This is a genomic window from Vibrio sp. RM-41-2B (assembly GCF_024744415.1).
Taxonomy (GTDB): Bacteria; Pseudomonadota; Gammaproteobacteria; order Enterobacterales; family Vibrionaceae; genus Vibrio; species Vibrio diabolicus.
Map to the genome: position 1 here is coordinate 270,835 of NZ_JAMQWD010000006.1, position 17,397 is coordinate 288,231.

At 46.3% G+C, this 17,397-nt stretch carries 16 protein-coding genes; 8 read left to right on the forward strand and 8 right to left on the reverse strand.

The window, feature by feature from the left end:
* The first annotated feature begins 15 nt into the window (after positions 1–15).
* From cysN to cysC, 3 genes are all read left to right on the forward strand, one after another.
* On the forward strand, positions 16–1,446 hold the full coding sequence (gene cysN, locus NB463_RS06410) for a sulfate adenylyltransferase subunit CysN (RefSeq protein WP_047009026.1): 1,431 nt from the start codon (positions 16–18) through the stop codon (positions 1,444–1,446).
* 252 nt (positions 1,447–1,698) lie between these two features.
* Positions 1,699–3,423: an SLC13 family permease gene (locus NB463_RS06415; RefSeq protein WP_005392351.1), complete on the forward strand. Its 1,725-nt coding sequence runs from the start codon at positions 1,699–1,701 to the stop codon at positions 3,421–3,423.
* A 24-nt stretch (positions 3,424–3,447) separates the two neighbouring features.
* Entirely contained in the window at positions 3,448–4,065 is a 618-nt protein-coding gene (cysC, locus tag NB463_RS06420; RefSeq protein WP_065644941.1) for an adenylyl-sulfate kinase, read from the forward strand.
* Between the two features lie 89 nt (positions 4,066–4,154).
* On the opposite strand, the gene NB463_RS06425 is transcribed toward cysC, so the two are convergent.
* The 7 genes from NB463_RS06425 to NB463_RS06455 all read right to left on the reverse strand — a co-directional run bounded on the left by NB463_RS06425 (position 4,155) and on the right by NB463_RS06455 (position 9,804).
* Positions 4,155–5,060, reverse strand: coding sequence for a TIGR03899 family protein (locus NB463_RS06425; RefSeq protein ID WP_006742971.1), 906 nt, complete (start codon positions 5,058–5,060; stop codon positions 4,155–4,157).
* A 321-nt stretch (positions 5,061–5,381) separates the two neighbouring features.
* A complete protein-coding gene (locus tag NB463_RS06430) occupies positions 5,382–5,876 on the reverse strand; it encodes a DUF3299 domain-containing protein (protein WP_047009028.1) in 495 nt (164 codons plus the stop codon).
* A 4-nt stretch (positions 5,877–5,880) separates the two neighbouring features.
* Positions 5,881–7,140 (reverse strand): ABC transporter permease, encoded by a 1,260-nt coding sequence (locus NB463_RS06435; RefSeq protein WP_258432519.1) that lies wholly within the window; start codon positions 7,138–7,140, stop codon positions 5,881–5,883.
* Positions 7,137–7,865: an ABC transporter ATP-binding protein gene (locus NB463_RS06440; RefSeq protein ID WP_065644943.1), complete on the reverse strand. Its 729-nt coding sequence runs from the start codon at positions 7,863–7,865 to the stop codon at positions 7,137–7,139. Before NB463_RS06440 ends, NB463_RS06435 begins: the two co-directional genes overlap by 4 nt.
* Positions 7,866–7,917: 52 nt before the next feature.
* Positions 7,918–8,583 carry a zinc uptake protein ZrgA gene (zrgA, locus tag NB463_RS06445; RefSeq protein WP_046874049.1) on the reverse strand — a complete coding sequence of 222 codons (666 nt, stop codon included), beginning with the start codon at positions 8,581–8,583 and terminating at the stop codon, positions 7,918–7,920.
* A 134-nt stretch (positions 8,584–8,717) separates the two neighbouring features.
* Positions 8,718–9,017, reverse strand: a complete 300-nt coding sequence (locus NB463_RS06450) for a DUF2607 family protein (RefSeq protein WP_085342732.1) — start codon at positions 9,015–9,017, stop codon at positions 8,718–8,720.
* A 235-nt stretch (positions 9,018–9,252) separates the two neighbouring features.
* On the reverse strand, positions 9,253–9,804 hold the full coding sequence (locus tag NB463_RS06455; protein ID WP_065644945.1) for a YtfJ family protein: 552 nt from the start codon (positions 9,802–9,804) through the stop codon (positions 9,253–9,255).
* A 214-nt stretch (positions 9,805–10,018) separates the two neighbouring features.
* Here NB463_RS06455 and NB463_RS06460 point away from each other — a divergent pair, with 214 nt between their 5' ends.
* A complete protein-coding gene (locus tag NB463_RS06460; RefSeq protein WP_012841164.1) occupies positions 10,019–10,219 on the forward strand; it encodes a DUF1107 domain-containing protein in 201 nt (66 codons plus the stop codon).
* An 86-nt stretch (positions 10,220–10,305) separates the two neighbouring features.
* Here the strand turns inward: NB463_RS06460 and msrA are convergent, their stop codons facing one another.
* A complete protein-coding gene (gene msrA, locus NB463_RS06465) occupies positions 10,306–10,944 on the reverse strand; it encodes a peptide-methionine (S)-S-oxide reductase MsrA (protein ID WP_005392333.1) in 639 nt (212 codons plus the stop codon).
* 167 nt (positions 10,945–11,111) lie between these two features.
* On the opposite strand from msrA, the gene tamA reads away from it, so the two are divergent.
* From tamA to NB463_RS06485, 4 genes are read left to right on the forward strand one after another with little or no spacing between them, the layout of a single operon-like run.
* A complete protein-coding gene (gene tamA / locus NB463_RS06470) occupies positions 11,112–12,824 on the forward strand; it encodes an autotransporter assembly complex protein TamA (protein WP_065644947.1) in 1,713 nt (570 codons plus the stop codon).
* Entirely contained in the window at positions 12,821–16,585 is a 3,765-nt protein-coding gene (tamB, locus tag NB463_RS06475; RefSeq protein WP_258432516.1) for an autotransporter assembly complex protein TamB, read from the forward strand. The genes tamA and tamB overlap by 4 nt, the downstream gene beginning before the upstream one ends.
* 45 nt (positions 16,586–16,630) lie before the next feature.
* Entirely contained in the window at positions 16,631–16,978 is a 348-nt protein-coding gene (locus NB463_RS06480) for a gamma-glutamylcyclotransferase family protein (protein WP_258432515.1), read from the forward strand.
* A gap of 49 nt (positions 16,979–17,027) precedes the next feature.
* Positions 17,028–17,390: a DUF2799 domain-containing protein gene (locus NB463_RS06485; protein ID WP_114323097.1), complete on the forward strand. Its 363-nt coding sequence runs from the start codon at positions 17,028–17,030 to the stop codon at positions 17,388–17,390.
* Positions 17,391–17,397: the final 7 nt, after the last annotated feature.

The following is a 17,397-nucleotide window of genomic DNA, read 5'->3' on the forward strand; positions in this document are numbered from 1 at the left end:
ATCTAAGGAAAGATAATGAACAGTGCAGTTGAAGCTCAATTAGCCGAGCTTGGTATCGAAGGCTATTTAACACAACACCAGTACAAGTCGTTACTTAGATTCTTGACTTGTGGCTCGGTGGATGACGGTAAAAGTACACTAATCGGTCGCTTACTCCATGACTCAAAACAAATTTATGAAGATCAGCTAGCGGCAGTGCACTCAGACAGCCAACGTGTGGGCACCACGGGTGAAAAGCCTGACCTTGCGTTGTTGGTCGATGGCTTACAAGCTGAGCGCGAGCAGGGGATCACAATTGATGTAGCTTACCGCTATTTCTCGACGCAGAAACGTAAGTTCATTATCGCTGATACTCCTGGGCACGAGCAGTACACGCGCAATATGGCGACAGGCGCATCGACGTGTGACTTAGCGGTGATCTTAGTCGACGCACGTAAAGGCATTCTTGATCAAACTCGTCGTCACTCTTTTATTTCCAACCTACTGGGTTTGAAACACTTTGTTGTGGCGATCAACAAGATGGATTTAGTGGATTACTCGCAAGAGCGCTTTGAAGAAATCCGCGATGAGTATCTTAAGTTTTCTGAGAACCTGACCGGGGATATTGATATTCAAATCATCCCGATTTCGGCGCTTGAAGGTGACAATGTGGTGGATAAAGGGCAAAACCTAAGCTGGTTTAAAGGCCCGTCATTGCTTGAACTTCTTGAAACGGTCGATGTGGATCAAGAAAAAGGTGCGGGTGAGTTCCGCTTCCCTGTGCAATACGTTAACCGTCCTAACCTCGATTTCCGTGGTTTTGCGGGGACGATTTCTTCAGGTTCGATCAAAGTCGGTGATGCCATCAAAGCATTGCCATCGGGGAAAACGTCAACCGTGGCACGCATTGTTACGTTTGATGGTGATATTGAGGAAGCTCGTGCTGGGTTGGCGGTCACTCTGACGCTAAGCGATGAGATCGATATTAGCCGTGGCGATTTGATTGTCCTAGACAATGCTCAAGTGGAAACCACAAACCACTTGCTTGCCGATGTGGTATGGATGACAGAGCAACCTCTGCAACCGGGCCGTGACTACGACATCAAAATCGCGGGTAAGAAAACTGTGGGCCATGTTGAAGCGATTCGTCACCAATATGATATCAACAACCTATCAAATCATAGTGCGGCAGAGCTGCCATTGAATGGTATTGGCTTGTGTGAATGGTCTCTCAATGAATCAGTTGCGCTGGACAATTACCAAGATTGTGCTGATACCGGCGGCTTCATCATTATCGATCGTCTGACGAACGTGACGGTCGGTGCAGGCATGGTCAAAGAAAGCCTCGCGGTTGTTGAGCGCGATTTGACGGGCATCTCTGCGTTTGAAGTTGAGCTGAATGCACTTGTGCGTAAACACTTCCCTCACTGGGAAGCGAAAGACGTCAGCCAATTGCTGAAAAAGTAATTGGCGCGCCCGAGCACGATAAGCTCTGATTCTATCTGTTGTTGTGCTTGGGGCGTCGCTGCCTAACTGAGTTGCGAAATGCAGTTAGGTTATTCTCCTAATACCAGAATGCTTCGTTGAAGCCCAAGAAAACCGAGCATTCTGATGTTCTTTTCGCTTACGCTGATTTTGGTCTGTTTACTCGTTTTTCTGGTGTCTCACGGATAAATGAGCCGTTGTTGTGCCCTTTGGGCGATTTGGTAAGGAAAGGCTATGTGGGAACAAGGGTTTGTATTAGCGATTTTGCTTGGCATTATCACTTGTTTGCTTGTCACAAAAATTAAGCCTAGTTATGTCTTTGCGGGTGCCGCTTTTATTGCATTTATGGCGGGAATGATGGATTCAGCCACGATCGCATCCAACTTTACCAACTCTTCGTTATTGACTCTGGTTCTGTTGATTCTTGCATCGTGTGCTTTAGAAAAAACGTTACTGATCAGTTGGGTGAGCCGAAGTATTTCTGAAGGCCAGTTAGGCAGTGTGATCGCTAAGCTCGGTGTATCAACGGCCTTGCTCTCTTCATTCACGAATAATACCGCCGTGGTTGTCTCATTGATTGGGGCGATTAAGCGTAATCAGCAGCATGCGCCTTCGAAATTACTCATCCCGCTGTCTTACGCGGCCATTTTTGGTGGCACATTAACTTTGATAGGTACGTCGACTAACTTAATCATCAACAGCTTTGTTGAAGATGCCGGTTTGCCGAGCCTGAGCTTTTTTACACCCACGATGATTGGCTTGGCGGTGTTGGTGGGAGGAATGCTGATTCTTATCCCGCTCAGTTACTTACTGCCGAACTACGATGATCAAAGCCAAGAAGATTTACCGTACTTTCTTGAGTCTCGCGTAGAGCCTGGTTCACCGTTAGTTGGGCGCACGGTCAGCGAGAATAATTTACGTGCGCTGCGCAAACTGTTTCTTGCGGAGGTTGTACGAGATGGCGTGACGGTTTCCTCTGTAGGACCGGATTTCGTACTCAATGCGAAAGACCGTTTGTTGTTTTGTGGTGATGTTGAGAGCGTCGCGACTCTGCAAGAAATTCCGGGCCTCAAGCTTTTTGGTCAGCAGCACTTGAATGGGCAAAATTTTATTGAAGTTGTGGTGAGCTCATCCGCGACGTTTTGCTATAAAACACTTAAAGAGAGCCGATTCCGTGACCGCTTTGATGCCGTTGTTGTCGCTATTCGTCGTGGCCATGAGCGCTTAGAGGGCGGTTTGGGTAGCATTACCTTAGCGCCAGGTGACACGTTAGTTCTGGTTCCGGGGAAGCGTTTTGAGTCTGAACGCCGAGCTCATCGTAAAGAGTTTGTTTTAGTGCATGATTTGGACTCTAGCGCTCGGCTTGATACGAATAAATCCTCCATCGTGCTACTGGGTTTTGCTGCCGTAATTGGGTGTGCGCTATTAGAACTAGTACCGATTATTAAAGGCCTTGCCGCGTATCTTATTGCACTTATCGCGTTTGGTATTGTACAGATATCAGAACTGCGCCGCCGTTTTCCGATCGATATCGTCGTGATTGTCGGCTCTGCTTTGTCCATCGCTCAATTGATGATCTCTTCCGGCTTGTCAGAGAGAATGGGAGCGATGTTTATTGAAGCGTTCAATGGCTGGGGCGTGTTTGGAGCCTTGGTCGCAACTTACATCATGACATTAGTTCTTACTGAACTGGTGACGAACAATGCCGCGGCTGCGCTTTCTTTTCCTATTGGCTATAGCATGGCGGTCGGTTATGGCGTTGATCCGATGCCATTCATTATGGCGGTCTTGTTTGGCGCCAGTGCGAGCTTTATTTCTCCCTACGGTTATCAAACCAACTTGCTGGTGTACAGCGTAGGAAATTACAAATTGACCGACTATGTGAGAATTGGTGTGCCGATTTCGATTGTGTACTCTGTATTAGTACTTACTTTGATTCCGGTCTTCTTCCCGTTTTAATTCCGATATTTACAAGGATACGTTATGACTGCCGAAACGACGGTAAAAGATGAAAACATTGTTTGGCACCAGCATTCGGTCGATAAACAGTTTCGTGCTGAATTAAAGAAGCAAAAACCTGCCGTATTGTGGTTTACTGGCTTATCTGGAGCGGGTAAATCAACCATAGCGGGGGCGTTGGAAAATCGCCTTGCAGCATTGGGTTACCACACCTATTTATTGGATGGTGACAATGTGCGACATGGCTTGTGTAGCGATTTGGGCTTTTCTGAACAGGATCGCCGCGAGAACATTCGTCGTATTGGTGAACTGGCTAAACTGATGGCGGATGCAGGCTTAATTGTGTTGTCGGCGTTCATTTCACCGCATCGCGCAGAGCGACAGCTAGTGCGCGACTTATTGCCAGAAGGTGAGTTTATCGAAGTGTTCGTCAATGCATCTCTAGAAGTCTGCGAAGGTCGCGATCCTAAAGGTTTGTACCGCAAAGCACGTGCGGGAGAAATTCCTAACTTCACTGGTATTGATTCTGAATATCAAGCACCGAAGAATCCGGAAGTCGATTTACCAGCGGGCGAAAAAAGCGTCGATGAGCTGGTGGACTTGTGCTTGGAAGCGCTTAAGTCGCGTGCAGTGATCCGATAAATAAGCATTTGGATCATTGGTGACCTCAAGCTCTTTGAGCGGCTTAAGAAGCATTTAGATCATGGGTGGTCAAATGCTTCTCGAACTGCCTACACGGTATGATGAACCGTACTTTTAGCGTCACTATGGACACTAAATCTATGATTTAAAAGCGCAAGCATTTGGTCGTAGTAGTCGGCATGTGGTTTGTTACCGAGCAAGGTACAGAGTTCATTGCCTGTTGGCGTGAAGCGGTAATATAAAAGACGGACGCCTTTGCTGTTCACGTTCAGCGACAAGTTTTTACCTTGGTAGGTGAGGATCAATGGCGTCTCGATACCAATTTCGCCAGATTCAAGCTCGGTACTATGCAGTAACCCTAGTTCAATCAACAGCAACAAACTTGAATAGGGCAACTGAAAACTTCCCATGTTTAAGCTGTTGGCGATGTCTCGTTTGCCGAAGCTAAATATTCCTCCTTGCGCTTTATAACCAATCAACAGCTTGCGACTGTGATCCCCTCCAAAACTGCACGCTAGAGAGGCGGCTCTTTGCAGAGTTTGCGCTTCTTTTGGTGACATATCTTTGAGGACTTTGAGCGCTTTCATAGACGTCGAGCCTGGGTTTGTCACTTCACGCTTCATCACTTGAGCCCATAACTTTTGCATCGCGCTGTTATGGATGTCTTGAGCCATTTCAAAAAAACGATACAACCAGTCTTGGTCGGGCTCTCCGGCAGTTTCATCTCGGCATGAACTGTGTGCTAGCTTTAGAATCTGCTCTAGGTTTTTTTGTCGCTGTTCTTGGCGTCTCTGTTCACGCAGTTGGGCTCTTTCAAGCGCGGATTTGGCTGGTGGATCGGTTTGTAGTAAGGCATCAAGACCGTGTATTTGGGCAATGGTTTTTACCTTGCTGGCACTGTCTTTGATGTAGCCCTGCTTCTTTTCTTGTTGCGTATTTTTTTGTGCGTTTGACTGATGTTCGATGACAACAGGTTGCTTTGTCGGTTCTGCCATTAATTTTCCTACCAAGAACTGCGCTGTTCGCTTGTTTAAATCTACACCTTATCTAACCAGGCGACCAGATAGGAGTTCTCAGTTTTTGAACGAATAGGGCTATCCAAAATGATAATGAGTTGTTAAAATTGTTATCGTTATTTTGGAGGGACAATGAAGTTCTCAGAAGCAGGTAAATTAAAAAAGCACCTGTCGATAGCGTTTCTTTTGGTTATTTATGTTGGCGTATTAGCGTATTTGTCTCGTTATATCGTGTAACACAGAACTAAAAAAGGCGCCGATGTGACGCCTTAGGTGTACCGATGCATGTCAACGACTTAACTACATATCGTCGTAGGCTTCTATTTTCGATCCCTCAATAACGTAAGCCGTTTCAGCCAGCTCGTGGCTTATCGTCTCGGTTTTCAACTCCCCAACCACATATATGACATCCCACAGTTCTTGAACGGGTGCGCCTTTGGGAAACTTCACGTAAATGATTTGGTTTGGTGGCGGTGGTGGTACGTGGATACAAGCTCCAAAGTATGGCACCAACAAAAACTCGGTGACGGTATTCGCGTCACCTTCAAGCGGGATGACAAAGCCTGGGATTTTAACTTGGCTTCCATTTAGCTCTGGTCGAACGTTACCAATTTTAGATTGTTGCGCTGCGCCGCCACTGTGATCAGAAGCTGGCATGCCCATACTGTCGAACAGTTTGCGTTCTTTCTCAGGTACTAGATCAATCCAGTCGAGCGTTAATGGCTCCTCGCTTGCGAGTACTGGCGCTATAAATGAGACTATCAGCAAGCAACTTGCGAGTATTTTTCTCCACATTTTATTAAATCCTTATTGTCATTCCGTCACTTAGTGACAGTCGGTAGGCGCGAAAAGCCGGGATGAAACCAATTACAATTCCAGCGCATTGTACGAAACCTAATAACATCCATTCATAGGGCGATAAGAGGCTTAAAGTCAGATGTATTCCATAATGCTGTTGAATGATGGGTTGCACGATGGCGAGAATTGCATACAGCCCTGCCACTCCGGTCACAATTCCGGCGGCAGTAAGTAGACTGGCTTCGCTGATCAACAGTGAGAAAACATGACGAGGTCTTGCCCCCATAGCGCGCAAAATCGCCATTTCACGGCGGCGCTCCTGTAAGCTGGTTAATAAGCTGCTTAGCATGCCGAGTAATCCTGCAATCACCACAAAGCCAGACACTGCCATTAAGGCTTGCTCGGCAACAGACATCATTCCCCACAATTCATGCAACGCAACCCCGGGCATAATCGCGCTAAGCGGTTCTTTGGGATAAGTGTTGATTTGCCTTTGTAGGGCGAAAGTCTGAATACGAGATTTCAAACCGACCAGCATCGCGGTAATTTGCTTGGGCTGAAAGTCTCTGTTTTTGAGGTCTTGTGCCTTGGGTGTTGGGCCTAAACGTGCACCGCTTTCCCATCCAACGTGAATCGCTTCGATGGCTTCTAGCGAGACATGAACGGTTTTGTCGACTGGCGTGCCTGTGGGCGCAAGAATCCCGACAACTTTGAATGGTAGGTTGTCATGTCGGCTAAAGCCTACATCACTAATGCCGTGGGCAATGATGATTTCACTACCGACGTGATACCCCAGCTGTTTTGCGACATCAGAACCGAGCACTGTTTCAAATAAGCCATTGAATTCTCGGCCTTCTGAAAATGTTAGTGATTGCTTACTTCCGAATTTATAGTGTTCAAAATAGCTGTGGTTGGTTCCCATGACTCGGAACCCTTTGTGCGAGTCGCCAAGTGAGATTGGAATCGCCCAATCTACTGCTCGATGATTGGCAAACTCTTGGTAGCTCTTCCAGTCAATGTTGTTGGTGGCATTGCCAATGCGAAATACAGAGTAGAGCAGCAAGTTCACTTGTCCAGAACGGCCACCAATGATGAGGTCGGTGCCTGAAATTGTATTGGCGAAGCTATCTTTTGCCTGAGTACGAATGCGTTCTACTCCTAAAAGGAGTACGACAGAAATCGCGACTGTCATGATGGTTAATATTGCCGTCGCCTTACGATTGATTAAGCTCTTCCACGCGAGCTTTGCAACAGCGCTCATGATGCGGCTCCTAGGTTAGATGCTTGGTTAATATCTGGTAGGTTAAGTGTGCGGTCAAATAAGGGCTCAAGCGTTGGATCGTGACTGACGAAGATCAGCGTAGCGTTGGCTTGATTCGTTTGCTCCATCAGGAGTTCAATAAACGCTTTACGGTTATCATGGTCTAAAGCGGAGGTTGGCTCGTCAGCAATCACTAACCCCGGATACCCAATGAGTGCTCGTGCAGCCGCAACACGTTGTTGTTGGCCAATGCTCAGCTCCGATACAGGACGCGCATGAAGCTCGCTGGGTAGGTGGAGTCTTTCAAGCAGAGCTTGAGCTTGCTCTTCTAACGTTTGAGATGGCACTCTTGAATGAGCGCGGCCACGTCGTGTTTGACTGAATTGGCAAGGCAGTAGTACGTTTTCAAGTACGTTTAAATAAGGCAATAAATTGAACTGCTGAAAGATATAGCCAATGTGATCGGCGCGAAATTTGTCTCTTTGACTTGCACTTAAACTAACAAGGTCAGTATTCAGTACGGATAGAGCGCCTGATGTTAACGTGTTGATGCCAGTTAGTAGGGCAAGCATCGTAGATTTACCGCAGCCACTGGGACCTTTGATAAATACGTGCTCACCTTGGGCAATATGTAACTGTGGAATATGAATGGTTGCGTGTGTTGAACCGGGCCAGACAAACTGGGCATTATTTAGCTCAACAACGTTTGACATGATTTCAGTCATACTAAATCACCAAAGCATTGGCGTGTAAGTGTGTACTTACACGCCACTCGTGTTATTTGATTACGATTTGGGAGTTATCTTTGCTCAGTTTGATGGCTGATTGCATGGTGTCAGTGAATATATTGACGTTGATTGACTCAGTCGTTGGAAATTGATTAAACCAGTCGGTTTGAATGTTACTGAGTTGGTTAACTTGGTCACAGCTGAAGCGATATTGCACCGAAAACTCACCATGTCCGCCATTTTCATGCTCCTCATGGTGAGCATCGTGACCGTCATGGTGCTCATGTTCATCATGATGTTCATTGTGGTGATCATGGTGTTCGTGCCCTTCATGATCGTGATTTGCATGGTCATCATGGTCGTGCTCGCTATGATCATGGTCTTCATGAGGGGTGCTGAGGTTATGGTTTACGTAAGCTTCTTCAATATCACAATTGGCTTGCGCGTTAATAGCAAACAGTGTGTTGCTGTCTTCTAGGGTGGCAATGGCTTGTTTAAGTGCTTGCTCTTGCTGTTCATTTTCTGGAGCATGCTCGAAACCGACCACATCGGCACCGGGAGCAGTAATCTCCACTAACAGATCCTTTCCATCTTGGGCGATATTAAATTCGACGTGACCATGCACATGAGCACCGTGCTGGCGGTATTCGTCCGCATTTGCTGCTGTCGATAAAGAGAGACCAATGACAAGCGCTAAAACATGTTTCGATGACATTTTGTGTTTCCTAATTTTGCTGGCACTAACCCGAGCAATACCGGATCAGATTTGTATTTACTAAGGTGCGATTCGTTGACACGTGAGGTGCAGGAATACGCACAAATTATGTTGAGTGTGGAATAGTTTGGAAATTAAGCAAAATAAGGCGGGGCACGAGCTGCACCACGAATGTCTTCACTATTAACAAGGCGCTGAAAGACATCATGGTATTGGATGCGCGTAAATGTTGGCGTCGATAGGGTCGGTTGAGCTTTGGCTATGCCGTGCTGAACCCCAGAAAATAGCTGGCAATGATGGTGTGTGTGGTGTTCGGGAGTCAGATCAACTTGATGAAGGATTACCGCAAAGTTCCAAGCGATCAGCAACGCGACACTGAAAAATAAAACAGTGCGATGCCAATGCTTCTGTATCTTTTGCTGGTGGTGGTACATCTGAGCTCCTCTTACCGACTGTTATAATATAACACCCATAATGAGTAAAAGTTCACTCTTTTGTTGGCTAGTGGGAAAATTTACGTCAACACATGCGATGTCGCCGAATCTGAGACAGTCTCCTTGGTGGAATCACTGAGCGTTAAACTAGGGGCAACAGAAATCTCGGCTTTAAGTTTGGTCGCATGGCTCCTTATATTGTGTATTACGGATATTAAGGAGCCAAGCAACGAGACTAGATGTTCTGTTTAATTAGCTCGATCACCTTTGCAATTTCACCTTGCTCAAGTGCGCCTTCTTTTACAAACAGCACTTTGCCTGTTTTGTCTTGAACAATAATGGCAGAGCTTTCTTCTTTAAGATCCCAAGTGTTGGCGACTACGCCATTTTCATCCAGAACCATAGATGACCAAGGAAACTCTTTTTTGCTGTCTTGGGCTGAAGATTTCACGAACGAACCTGTCCCCCAGATTGCATCATCTTGGTTAATGATCGTAGTTGTTTGATAGCTTTCTTGCGGGAATTGCGCGGCGGTTATTGCTGACATCAAAGGGGCGTTCATTTCTTTTGAACTGCTACGACCTGCGATGGCTTGAATAACACGAACCTTACCCTGCATATGCTGGGTTGCCCATGGTTGGTATGCCACGCCCTCACCCTGCAAAACAATCTCGCCATAAGCCGCGACCTTGGCAGAAGGAACGGTCTCACCGACAGATAGGTTGTGTGCAAACGCAAAGCTTGGCGTTATAGCCAATAGTAGAGGTAGGAGAGTCTTAGTTTTCATATTGTTATATTCCGTACGAGTTGGAAGTTTTCCAGTATATATCCAGATCTAGGAAATTTGTAGAACTGTTGATAACATTTATTTAACGTATGGGGTGGTGTAATATTGCGTTATATTTAGAATTTGCTAAAATGAACCTCGTCGCAGATTGCGCATCAAGATTGCAGAGGATAAATAAGCAATCCGTGTTTTCTCAAAGGAATTGAGGTGAGTTATGCTACGTGAGTTTGCTGTATACCGACCATTACAAGTGGCACGTTTCGTTAAAACGTTGTTCAAAGGTCAATTCTTTATTGCTGGGGTTGGATGTTTTCAGTTCGACAATGGCAAAGTTTTGCTCCCTGACGTCAACGATCAGAAAAGACTCACCATCTTTAAAGAAGTCAACCAAGTGATTGCTTCGTTGTCTGTTTAAGAGCCCGTTGGCTTGAATTTAGTTTTCGATTTCAAAAAAGAGCGACCTATTCGGTCGCTCTTTTTGGTTTCAGTTAGTCCTAGGAACTAACTTTGTAAGCTGGGTGGAAAGCAAACACCTGTGCCACCGATACCGCAGTAACCGTCAGGGTTTTTAGCCAGATATTGCTGGTGGTAAGTTTCGGCAAAATAATACGGGCCCGCTGGCTGTATCTCAGTGGTGATGTTCGCGCGTAGTTCCTCTTGCAGTGCTTGTTGATACAAGAGCTTCGATTTTTCTGCGCTCTCTTGCTGCTTCGCGGAATAAGTGTAAATAGCCGAACGGTATTGTGTGCCCAAATCGTTACCTTGACGCATCCCCTGGGTTGGGTCATGTTTCTCCCAAAAAACGGCCAGTAGTTTTTCTAAGGAAATCACGCGTTCATCGAAGACGACTCGTACTACCTCTGTATGGCCTGTTTTACCCGTACACACCTCTTCATAAGTAGGATTGGGTGTATATCCACCGGCGTAGCCAACCGAAGTGGAGATAACCCCATCCAGTTGCCAAAATACGCGCTCAGCCCCCCAAAAGCAGCCCATTCCCAGCAGAATTTGTTGTTGATGCGGCTCCAATGGTGCCTTTAAGTTAGATTTATTTACAAAATGATGATCTTCAACCTGCATCGGTTGATCTCTACCTGGCAAGGCATCTTCTATACTGATCAATGTTTGTTTGTTGAGCATGGTATTTGTCCTTCAATACGTGTCTTAAATTTGCGAACTTTTTCATTTCGTCTGTATCTGATGCTGTGATGACATAGACCGCGTTAAACCTATTAATATTACAGACTTAGACTTTAATTGGCGTTATCATTATTTACGTTTACTTAACCTCATTCAGCCAAAAAAGCATGATAAAAAAAGCTCTCCTCACCATTGTTGGCCTGTTTGCCTTTTCTCATGGTGCCTATGCCGATGTTTCTTTGACTTTAAAAGGCATCGATGGCGCTTTAGAAGAGAATGTCAGTGCGTACCTGTCGTCCATTCCAACGAAGGACTACTCCACTTCTCTGCGTTTTCAAGCGAGATTAGATCAAAGTATCACTGAAGCTCTTAATGCGCTTGGGTATTATCATGCAAAAATTTCATACTCTATTCCGGAAGGGAATGATGAGTTGATCGTCAGCATCAAGCCGGGTTTACCTGTGAAAGTGAAAGTCATGGATGTGGTGATCACAGGTGAAGCAAAAGACGATGAAGAGTTCGCCAAACTTATTGAACGTTCACCGCTTAAAGTCGGCAAAGTATTGAATCAAGGCGAATACGATAGCCTGAAATCGGGTATTCGTAACTTGGCGTTGCAGCGTGGTTATTTCAATGGTGATTACAAGCTCAGCAAACTTGAAGTGATTCCTGACTTCAATGAAGCGAATGTGCGTTTGCATTATGACAGTGGTATTCGTTATCACTTTGGTCCGATTAACATTACTGGCAGTCAGATTTGGGAAAACCGTGTTGAATCAATGCGACCTTTTGAAATTGGTGAACCTTACTTGGTTTCGCAAGTGGGAGAGTACAACCAAAACCTGTCTAATACCGATTGGTTTTCATCGGTTTTTGTGGAGCCTGATTTAAGTAAATTGGATGAGGGACGCGAATTGCCAATTAAGGTCTCGCTCGCGCCAGCGTCAAAAAACCAAATAGAAACCGGCCTTGGTTACTCGACCGATACTGGTGTGCGTGGCACGTTAAAATGGAAAAAACCATGGGTTAGTTCACGTGGCCACAGCTTTAATACGGCGTTATCACTATCAAAGCCAGAACAGACGATCACGGCAGGCTACAAAATCCCGCTTGATGACGTATTGCGTGAATACTACCAATTGCAATTTGGTTTAAAGCACCTTGATAACCGAGATACGGAGAGTTTGGAATCCAACCTGGCAGTTGAGCGACATTGGCTAACCGATGGCGGCTGGCATAAAACCATTTATGTTCGTCACTTGTACGAAAACTTCTCTCAAGGTCTGCAAGATGATGGGGTGCAATTTGTGTTACCCGGAGCCACTTTTTCACGAACTCGTGTCCGTGGTGGCAACATGCCAATGTGGGGGGATAAGCAAAGTGTAACGATCGAATATGGTGATCCTGCTTTGCTGTCAGAAACGCGAGTATTGCGCCTATTAGGGCGATCATCTTGGATCCGCGGGATCGGTGATAATCATCGTGGTTTGTTCCGTTTAGAAGGTGGTGCGAACATCACTGACGAATTTGAAAAGCTTTCGCCTTCTCTGCGTTTCTTCGCTGGTGGTGACAACAACATTCGTGGTTATGGATACGAGTCTATTTCACCTGTGGATGAAAGTGGCGCCTTGACGGGTGGTAAATACATCGTTAGCAGCACATTAGAATATCAATATCGCGTGTATGGAAACTGGTGGGCAGCCACCTTCTACGATATTGGTGATGCATTTAACGAAACACCTGAATGGAAATCGGGTGCTGGTGTGGGTATCCGTTGGGCGTCTCCGGTTGGACCGGTTAGCTTTGATTTTGCGTGGGGACTGGATGAAAAACCAGAAAGAGAGTTCCGCATCCACTTCTCATTGGGGCCTGAGTTATGATCAAAATGATGTTTAAGTGGACCAAATGGCTGTCGTTAAGTTTGATTGGTCTATTGCTGTTGCTCATCATTTTTGTTGCGACAGTGCTATTTACTCACCCTGGTCTTAAGCTCGCGTTGTGGGGAGCAGAAAAGGCTTTACCGCAACTACAGATAGAGAAAGTTCAGGGTTCATTATTTCCTCGTTTTGAGCTACAGAACGTCAGTTTTGTCGACGAATCTTTGAACATCGACGCAAAAGTCGATCGTTTAGCGTTAGCGGTTAACTTCCGTTGTTTCTTTGATCCTAAAGTCTGTGTCGATGAGCTAACCCTGCAAGGTGTTAACTTTCAGATGCCAGAGCTCCCTCCGGCAGGCGAAGAGCCAGAGGAGACACCGCCATTACGTACAGTCAGTACACCAGTCCCTATTTTTGTTAATAAGGTCAGTTTTGATGACATTAACTTAAACATTTTAGGCAACCAAATTGACTGGCAAGATTTCTCTACCGGGCTTTCTATGCAAGGCGACCGTTTAGTGATTGCGCCGACGGCATTAAAAGACATCAATGTTGCACTGGCTCCAAGTGAAGCTGAACCTGAAGCGGCCACAGACGAGCCGAAAGACGCTGACGCTCCGCCGCAAGATATTGTGTTACCTGAGGTGTGGATTCCACTCACTGTGGAAGCAAGACGCCTCGATATTCATAACTTCAAGCTTGCAGGTGAGAAGCCGGTGATCGTTCACCACCTTGGTGTTGTAGCGAAAGCGGGGGGCGACCGTGTTGATGTGAAAACATTAGAGCTCGATATGCCTGAAGTGGAAGGTAAGTTAAGCACGCAAGTAACGCTTTCTGCTGACTATCCTCTCAAAGCACAGCTCGATGCGCTGGTGAAGCAAGCGGATGCGAAGGGACAAAAGCTGTCGCTGTCAGCTGCTGGTTCGGTGGGAGACCTTTTTCTCACTGCGACCTTATCTGAACTAGTCGAAGCGGAGATCAAAGGTGAACTTCAGCCCCTGAAAGCGCAGTTACCCTTTGATGTTGCAATCAAAAATGTACAAGCACAATGGCCGTTAATCGGTCAAAGTGATTATCAAGTATCGGTACCAAGTTTATCTGCAAAAGGTTCCCTGGACGGATACGCTGTGGCACTAGAAACACAAGCTTCGGGTAAAGATATTCCTGCTGTAGATGTTGCACTAAACGGCAAAGGCACATTAGAGCAAATCGATCTTGAAAGCCTGGTAGTCAAAACATTGGGCGGTGAGCTATCCGGTCAGGTGATGGCGAATTGGGCTGCGCCAATCAACTGGCAAGCTGACCTGAATTTGCAACATATTCAACCAGGGCTTCAATGGGAAGAAGCGGAAGGCGATATCAGTGGCAGCCTCTCGACTTCAGGTTCTTTAACAGAACAAGGCGGTTGGCAAGTCAGTTTACCTAAGTTAGATATCGATGGCATTTTGCGCGGTTATCCGCTGAATGTGGAAGGCCAACTGGAAGCGTCTGATAAGAATGGCAAAGGTGAAGACATTCAGCTTACCACGCAAGGTTTAGCGCTTTCTCATGGCCCTAACCAATTGAGTGCCAAGGGTAAGATTGATAAGCAGATATTAATGGATGTTGAGGTTAACTTCCCTGATTTTGCGAAAAGTGTTCCGGATCTAGCGGGTAAGATGCAGGGCAATGTGGCGCTGCGTGGTAGTTTGAAAGAGCCTGATATCAAATTAGACCTATCGCTAAATCAAGTGAACTGGCAACAGCAAGCGAACGTTGAAAACATAACCTTGAAGGGAGATGTGACGCCTCTGCCAGCACCGAAAGCGAATTTAAGCCTCATTGCGAACAACATTACCTACGACGACATTAAAGTTGATAGTGCAGACCTTGAAGTTTCTGGGGATGAAAAACTGCACCAACTGACGCTAGATGTGGTGTCTGACATTGTATCAACCAGCTTAGAAATTGAAGGCTCATTCATACAGAAGCCGCAAATGATCTGGGATGGTGCATTGCGTCGTCTTACTTTGAGCACGCCGCAGGGACCTTGGGCGTTGCAGAAATCGACGGCGGTTAAAGTCAACATTGATAAACAAATCGCTGATGTTCAAGCACATTGTTGGCTGCAAGCCAATTCGAGTGTTTGTTTGACCGAAGATATTAGTGTTGGTCAAAGTGGCGAAGCCAAGTTAGCCGTGAACGACTTTGACTTTGAACAAATCCAGCAGTTCCTGCCGCCAGAGACGAAATTACAAGGGTCGGTCAACGCGCAAGCGACAGCAAAATGGGCACCAGAGATGAAACCGGAAGTCACGGTGAACGTTGATATGCCTAAAGGTCAAGTAGAGCAAGCACTAGAGCAGCCGATAACACTTGGTTGGGAAAGCTTTAGCTTTAAAGCGGCGCTGGCAAAAGACAAGTTAGATGCTGAGTGGTTATTTGATGTGAGAGACAACGGTGACTTATCTGGTCAGGTTTCTTTGGTCGATGTAACGTCTGAGCAGCCTGAGATTGACGGTAAGGTCTCGCTATCGACATTCCACCTGGATTTCTTAGCGCCGTTGATAGGTGAGTACAGCCTATTCAAAGCGAACATGAATACTGATTTGGCGATATCTGGTGATGTTATGCACCCTAAAGTCAACGGTCAGTTCATGATTGATCAAATGAAGCTACAAGGTGAAGTCACGCCGATAGACATTAACTCCGGTCAGGTCGCGATCAACTTTAAAGGTCACCAAGCGGATCTTGATGCGGGTATCATGACGCCAGATGGCGAGTTGGAAGTGACCGGTGAGGCCGATTGGCAGGATCTACAAAATTGGCATACCAAAGCGCGCGTATTTGCGAAAGAGCTTCAGGTGGATCTTCCACCAATGGTAAAAATCAAAGTTGAGCCGGACATGACTATTGATGTCACACCGCAGCTTGCTAAGGTCGAAGGTAATATTAATCTGCCTTGGGGACGAGTAGTGGTTGAAGAGCTGCCACCAAGTGCGGTTGGTGTTTCAAGCGACACCGTGATTTTGGACCAGAACTTACAGCCTGTGAGTGATATCGAGCCAATGCCATTTGATGTTGAAACGGATATCAACATTAAAATCGGTGATGACTTCCAACTGGCCGCCTTTGGCTTGAAAGGTGGTCTGAAAGGTAACCTCAATGTGACACAGAAAGATAAAGGTCCGTTCATCGTTGGGGAGGTTAATATCGTCGACGGTTCTTACCGCTCTTTTGGTCAGGATTTGGTGATTGAAGAAGGTAAGATCTTAATGAATGGTCCGGCAGATCAGCCGTACGTTTCTATTAAGGCGATTCGAAATCCAGATAATACCCAAGATGACGTGATTGCTGGTGTGCGTGTAACAGGACCAGCATCGGATCCAAATGTGGAGATATTCTCTGAGCCAGCGATGCCTCAAGCGAATGCGCTCTCTTACCTACTTCGCGGTCAAGACATTGATGGCGAAGCGGGAGGCAATGCTATGACGACCACGTTGATCGGCCTAAGTTTGGCAAAGAGTGGACGCGTGGTTGGTGAAATCGGCGAAGCCTTTGGGGTTCAAGATTTACAATTGGATACGGCGGGGTCGGGCGATGATTCTCAAGTGACCGTCAGTGGTTACATTCTGCCGGGATTACAGGTGAAATACGGCGTCGGCATCTTTAACTCACTAGGCGAGTTCACAGTGCGTTATCGATTGATGCAAGATCTGTATTTAGAGGCGGTTTCTGGTGTAGATAGTGCGGTTGACCTACTCTATCAATTTGAGTTCGATTAGAGCTTGTTCGTCTGCGTACATAAAGTTCATGACTAAGGAGTGGTTATGCAGCATTTAGTTTTTGTATATGGGACCTTGCGTAAAGGAGAGTGTAATCATCACTTTCTAAGCTCGGCCCAGTTTCTTGGTCAGCATGAAACGGATGCTCAGTTCGCACTGTATGACTTAGGTCCTTATCCTGCGTTGTCTGTTGGGCTGCGCTCGATACAAGGTGAAGTGTATCTGATTGATGATGAAACCTTATCCGAGCTAGATAAGTTGGAAGATGTGCCAGTAGAGTATCGTCGAGAGAGCATCGTCACGCCGTTTGGCCAAGCTTGGATCTACTTGTATCAAGATACTGAACAACTGACCGAAGAAATCGCTTCCGGAGATTGGTGTCAAAAGGTGTGAGCTATACTGACATTATCAATAGCGACGAGCTGGTCACTAAGGAGTCATGATGAAGGTATTCGTAATTGGATCAATGGCGTTGATTCTTGCCGCATGCGCGCAAACAACCCTGCCGACCTCGAGTAATGCTACCGACTGGCAAGCGTTTGGTAAGCAGTCTGCTTTAGATGGATTAAGAGTTTTATCTGAAGATCGCATCGCTGCACTGGATGGTACTAATCATGCTACGCCTGAACTGATCATGGCCTATCAAACGGGTTATCAGCAAGGGAAGCAAGAGTATTGTGAACAAAGCGCGTATATGCTTGGTGTTATCGGGCGTCCGTATTTTGGTATTTGTGATGACCTAGACCCCTTCTTTCAGCATGACTATGACGCCGGCCGAATGTCTTCTGCAGGCGCGCCTATCTAGTTGACTT

Excerpts from the sequence above, each read along its gene's own strand:
- cysN (WP_047009026.1), top strand. The coding sequence starts at position 16 with ATGAACAGTGCAGTTGAAGCTCAATTAGCCGAGCTTGGTATCGAAGGC.
- NB463_RS06415 (WP_005392351.1), top strand. The coding sequence starts at position 1,699 with ATGTGGGAACAAGGGTTTGTATTAGCGATTTTGCTTGGCATTATCACT.
- cysC (WP_065644941.1), top strand. The coding sequence starts at position 3,448 with ATGACTGCCGAAACGACGGTAAAAGATGAAAACATTGTTTGGCACCAG.
- NB463_RS06425 (WP_006742971.1), bottom strand. The coding sequence starts at position 5,060 with ATGGCAGAACCGACAAAGCAACCTGTTGTCATCGAACATCAGTCAAAC.
- NB463_RS06430 (WP_047009028.1), bottom strand. The coding sequence starts at position 5,876 with ATGTGGAGAAAAATACTCGCAAGTTGCTTGCTGATAGTCTCATTTATA.
- NB463_RS06435 (WP_258432519.1), bottom strand. The coding sequence starts at position 7,140 with ATGAGCGCTGTTGCAAAGCTCGCGTGGAAGAGCTTAATCAATCGTAAG.
- NB463_RS06440 (WP_065644943.1), bottom strand. The coding sequence starts at position 7,865 with ATGACTGAAATCATGTCAAACGTTGTTGAGCTAAATAATGCCCAGTTT.
- zrgA (WP_046874049.1), bottom strand. The coding sequence starts at position 8,583 with ATGTCATCGAAACATGTTTTAGCGCTTGTCATTGGTCTCTCTTTATCG.
- NB463_RS06450 (WP_085342732.1), bottom strand. The coding sequence starts at position 9,017 with ATGTACCACCACCAGCAAAAGATACAGAAGCATTGGCATCGCACTGTT.
- NB463_RS06455 (WP_065644945.1), bottom strand. The coding sequence starts at position 9,804 with ATGAAAACTAAGACTCTCCTACCTCTACTATTGGCTATAACGCCAAGC.
- NB463_RS06460 (WP_012841164.1), top strand. The coding sequence starts at position 10,019 with ATGCTACGTGAGTTTGCTGTATACCGACCATTACAAGTGGCACGTTTC.
- msrA (WP_005392333.1), bottom strand. The coding sequence starts at position 10,944 with ATGCTCAACAAACAAACATTGATCAGTATAGAAGATGCCTTGCCAGGT.
- tamA (WP_065644947.1), top strand. The coding sequence starts at position 11,112 with ATGATAAAAAAAGCTCTCCTCACCATTGTTGGCCTGTTTGCCTTTTCT.
- tamB (WP_258432516.1), top strand. The coding sequence starts at position 12,821 with ATGATCAAAATGATGTTTAAGTGGACCAAATGGCTGTCGTTAAGTTTG.
- NB463_RS06480 (WP_258432515.1), top strand. The coding sequence starts at position 16,631 with ATGCAGCATTTAGTTTTTGTATATGGGACCTTGCGTAAAGGAGAGTGT.
- NB463_RS06485 (WP_114323097.1), top strand. The coding sequence starts at position 17,028 with ATGAAGGTATTCGTAATTGGATCAATGGCGTTGATTCTTGCCGCATGC.